Here is a 4,606-nt window from a genome sequence, read left to right on the forward strand (position 1 = left end):
ACCTCTTGATTCAACCCAATACCCTGTGGGAGCGAGCCTGCTCGCGAATGCGGTGGTTCAGCCACCACATGCTTCGACTGACACTACGCCTTCGCGAGCAGGCTCGCTCCCACAGGGAATCGGCGGTGGTTTGAGGGATTGGGCACAGGCACAAAAAAGCCCCCGCCAACCACAAGGCTGACAGGGGCTTTTCAGTTGAGGCCAGGCTTACATCTCCACCTGCGTCCCCAACTCAATCACTCGGTTCAGCGGCAGATTAAAGAACCGCAAATTGCCATTGGCATTCTTCAACATGAACGCAAACAGCGCCTCACGCCAACGCGCCATCCCCTCGAGTTTCGAAGCAATCACCGTTTCACGGCTGAGGAAGTAGGTCGTGCGCATCGGGCTGAAATCCAGATCATCCAGATGACACAGCTTCAGCGCTTGCGGCACGTCGGGCTCGTCGGTGAAACCGAAATGCAGGATCACCCGGAAGAAACCCTCACCGTGCGCTTCGACTTCGAAGCGCCGCGATGGCGGTACTCGCGGGATGTCTTCGTAAACCACCGTCAGCAACACCACTTGCTCATGCAGCACCTGGTTGTGCAGCAGGTTGTGCAATAAGGCATGGGGCACGGCGTCGGAGCGGGCGGTGAGGAACACGGCGGTGCCCTGTACGCGATGCGGCGGTTGCACGCGGATGCTGCTGATGAAGATCGGCAGCGGCAGCGCGCCTTCGTCGAGGCGTTCGACCAGCAGCTGTTTGCCGCGCTTCCAGGTGGTCATCAGCACGAACAGGGCGATACCGGCGATCACCGGAAAGGCGCCGCCCTGCACAATCTTCGGCACGTTGGCGGCGAAGTACAGGCCGTCCACCAGCAGGAAGCCGAGCAGCACCGGAACCGCGAGAATCGGTGGCCATTTCCACAGCAGCAGCATGACCGCCGACACCAGAATGGTGGTCATCAGCATAGTGCCGGTCACTGCGACGCCGTAGGCCGAGGCCAGTGCACCGGAGGATTCGAAGCCCAGCACCAACAGGACCACACCGACCATCAGCGCCCAGTTCACCGCGCCGATGTAGATCTGGCCTTGTTCGTCGCTAGAGGTGTGCTGGATGTACATGCGCGGGATGTAACCGAGCTGGATCGCCTGACGGGTCAGGGAGAACGCGCCGGAAATCACCGCTTGCGAGGCAATCACCGTGGCCAGGGTCGACAGGCCGACCAGCGGAATCAGCGCCCAGCTCGGTGCCAGCAGGTAGAACGGATTGCGCGCGGCGTCAGGGTTTTCCAGCAGCAATGCGCCCTGGCCGAAGTAGTTGAGCACCAGCGCCGGCAGCACCAGCAGGAACCAGGCGCGAGCGATTGGCTTGCGGCCGAAGTGGCCCATGTCGGCGTACAGCGCTTCCGCGCCGGTCAGCGCCAGCACTACCGCGCCGAGAATTGCGACGCCCATGCCTGTGTGCACGACGAAAAAATTCACCGCCCACATAGGGTTCAGTGCGTGCAGCACTTCCGGGGTGTGGCTGATGCCGTACACACCGAGCGCGCCGAGGACGAGGAACCAGGTGACCATGATCGGCCCGAACAGAATGCCGATCCGCGCGGTGCCGTGGCGCTGGATCAGAAACAGCGCGACCAGCACCACCAGCGACAGCGGCACCACCCAGTGATCGATGCCTTCAAACGCCAGGCCGAGGCCTTCGATCGCCGACAGCACCGAAATGGCCGGGGTGATCATGCTGTCGCCGTAGAACAGCGCCGCACCAATCAGCCCGCACACCACCAACAGCGTGCGCAGGCGCTTGCGCCCCGCCGCTGCCCGCCGTGCCAGTGCCGTCAGGGCCATGATGCCGCCCTCGCCCTGGTTGTCGGCGCGCAGGACGAACATCATGTACTTGATCGAGACCACCCAGATCAGCGACCAGAAGATCAACGACAGAATGCCCAGCACGCCGTCGTGATTGACCGGCACACCATAACCGCCGGAAAACACTTCCTTGAGGGTGTACAACGGGCTTGTGCCGATGTCGCCATAAACTACCCCGACTGCCGCGACCAGCATGCTCAGCGGTCTGCTTGCCGAACCCTCGGCGCCCGCCGCATGACTACTTGCCTGACCCATCCAACACTCCTGATCTCGATACCGGCTTCTTTGAAGGAAGCACTATGCTTTGAGTTGCAGCATGCGCTGTTTTACCTGTTGTTACAGACCAATGATTGACTGCAAGAAATCGGTAAAGCTCAACGGCGCGAAGCATAGCGCAGCACTCGTCGTATTTCCCCGTATAAAGCTGGTCAAGTGCGTTGCCCGCCGCTAGAATTGCGCACTTTTTGATCAGAGGCGCGCCCTAAGCGCCCATCCGTCGGCTTGCGCACCAAGCAAGCGACGTCACAAAACACCGAGGTTAGACATGTCCACCACTCCTGCGCCGGCCAATCCAAAGGTTGGCTTTGTATCTCTGGGTTGCCCGAAAGCACTGGTCGACTCCGAGCGCATCCTGACCCAGCTGCGCATGGAAGGCTATGACGTGGTGTCCACCTATCAGGACGCCGACGTCGTAGTGGTCAACACCTGCGGTTTCATCGATTCGGCCAAGGCTGAGTCGCTGGAAGTGATTGGCGAAGCGATCAAGGAAAACGGCAAGGTCATCGTTACCGGCTGCATGGGCGTGGAAGAAGGCAACATCCGCAATGTGCACCCGAGCGTGCTGGCCGTGACCGGCCCGCAGCAGTACGAGCAAGTGGTCAATGCCGTGCACGAAGTGGTGCCGCCGCGTCAGGATCACAACCCGCTGATCGACCTGGTGCCGCCGCAAGGCATCAAGCTGACCCCGCGCCACTACGCGTATTTGAAGATTTCCGAAGGCTGCAACCACAGCTGCTCGTTCTGCATCATCCCGTCGATGCGCGGCAAACTGGTCAGCCGTCCGGTTGGCGATGTGCTCGACGAAGCCCAGCGCCTGGTCAAATCCGGCGTTAAAGAGCTGTTGGTGATCTCGCAAGACACCAGCGCTTACGGCGTTGATGTGAAATACCGCACCGGTTTCTGGAACGGCGCGCCAGTGAAAACCCGCATGACCGAGCTTTGCGAAGCACTGAGCACGCTGGGCGTCTGGGTCCGCCTGCATTACGTTTATCCGTACCCGCACGTCGACGAGCTGATTCCACTGATGGCCGCCGGCAAGATCCTGCCGTACCTGGATATCCCGTTCCAGCACGCCAGCCCGAAAGTCCTGAAGTCGATGAAACGCCCGGCGTTCGAAGACAAGACCTTGGCGCGCATCAAGAACTGGCGCGAAATCTGCCCGGAACTGATCATCCGTTCGACCTTCATCGTCGGCTTCCCGGGCGAAACCGAAGAAGACTTCCAGTACTTGCTCAACTGGCTGACCGAAGCCCAGCTCGACCGCGTCGGCTGCTTCCAGTACTCGCCGGTTGACGGCGCGCCAGCAAATGATCTGGATCTGGAAGTGGTACCGGACGACGTCAAACAGGACCGTTGGGAACGCTTCATGGCGCACCAGCAGGCGATCAGCTCGGCACGCCTGCAAATGCGCATCGGTCGTGAGATTGAAGTGCTGGTGGACGAGGTTGACGAACAAGGTGCGGTCGGCCGTTGCTTCTTCGACGCCCCGGAAATCGATGGCAACGTGTTTATTGATAACGGCAGCAATTTGAAGCCGGGTGACAAGGTCTGGTGCAAGGTGACTGACGCTGACGAATATGATCTGTGGGCTGAGCAGATCTGATCTGAAGATCAAAAGCCCCTCACCCCAGCCCTCTCCCAGAGGGAGAGGGGGCTGACCGTGTTGTTCTTTCTAGGTACATCGACCTGAGCTATCCGGTCGAACTCAGGTTTGAAAAGCACGAAGTTCAGCTCCCTTCCCCCTCGCCCCCTCTGGGGGAGAGGGTTGGGGTGAGGGGGAGAGATCTTGCTGGCGACAGAAATAGCCAGCCAGACACCGCAACAAATCCAAAAAGCCCCGCTCTTTTCCGAGATACGGGGCTTTTTTGCGGCTATCGTTTAGCGGGGGACGGACTCCCTTGAACCGCACAAGAGGCACACGCACATGCGTCAGCATTCGGTTATCCACACACCGAAAATCAGCGATTACGAAGAACTGACCCGGGTCTGGGAGGCCTCGGTCCGTGCGACTCACCAGTTCCTGCCGGACAGCTACATCGAGCTGCTGCGCAATCTGGTGCTCACCCGCTATCTCGATGCGGTCATGCTGATCTGCACCAAGGACCGCCAGCAGCGCATCACCGGGTTTGCCGGTGTGGCGGCGGGCAAGATTGAAATGTTGTTCATCGATCCTGATCATCGTGGCCAAGGCTTGGGCAAGCAGCTGCTCCGATATGCGATCGAACGGCTCAACGCCGATGAACTCGACGTCAATGAGCAGAACCCGCAAGCCTTGGGATTTTATGAAAAGCAGGGATTTGAAGTGATCGGCCGCTCCGAGGTCGATGGCATGGGCCAGCCGTATCCGCTGCTGCATATGCGCTTGCGGCAGTCCCAACAGCGCTCAGGCAACGGCTGACACACCATGGAACCCCTGTGGGAGCGAGCCTGCTCGCGAATGCGGTGTACCAGTCACTGCACACATAGACTGGCA

The 4,606-nt window shown here is 60.1% G+C and carries 3 protein-coding genes; 2 read left to right on the forward strand and 1 reads right to left on the reverse strand.

Annotated elements, in window-relative coordinates:
- Positions 1–207 precede the first annotated feature (207 nt).
- Entirely contained in the window at positions 208–2,109 is a 1,902-nt protein-coding gene (locus tag QMX86_RS27405) for a potassium transporter Kup (protein WP_282387586.1), read from the reverse strand.
- Between the two features lie 289 nt (positions 2,110–2,398).
- Here QMX86_RS27405 and rimO point away from each other — a divergent pair, with 289 nt between their 5' ends.
- The gene (gene rimO, locus QMX86_RS27410) at positions 2,399–3,736 is read left to right on the forward strand and encodes a 30S ribosomal protein S12 methylthiotransferase RimO (protein WP_282387588.1); all 1,338 of its coding nucleotides are present in this window, start codon (positions 2,399–2,401) and stop codon (positions 3,734–3,736) included.
- Between the two features lie 321 nt (positions 3,737–4,057).
- Positions 4,058–4,531: a GNAT family N-acetyltransferase gene (locus QMX86_RS27415; RefSeq protein ID WP_110645929.1), complete on the forward strand. Its 474-nt coding sequence runs from the start codon at positions 4,058–4,060 to the stop codon at positions 4,529–4,531.
- The last annotated feature ends 75 nt before the right edge of the window (positions 4,532–4,606 follow it).

This window comes from Pseudomonas sp. PS01270 (genome assembly GCF_029959775.1).
Lineage (GTDB): Bacteria > Pseudomonadota > Gammaproteobacteria > Pseudomonadales > Pseudomonadaceae > Aquipseudomonas > Aquipseudomonas atacamensis.

What these genes read in the sequence shown, in the direction of transcription:
- QMX86_RS27415 (WP_110645929.1), top strand. Translation starts at nt 4,058, where the DNA reads ATGCGTCAGCATTCGGTTATCCACACACCGAAAATCAGCGATTACGAA.
- rimO (WP_282387588.1), top strand. Translation starts at nt 2,399, where the DNA reads ATGTCCACCACTCCTGCGCCGGCCAATCCAAAGGTTGGCTTTGTATCT.
- QMX86_RS27405 (WP_282387586.1), bottom strand. Translation starts at nt 2,109, where the DNA reads ATGGGTCAGGCAAGTAGTCATGCGGCGGGCGCCGAGGGTTCGGCAAGC.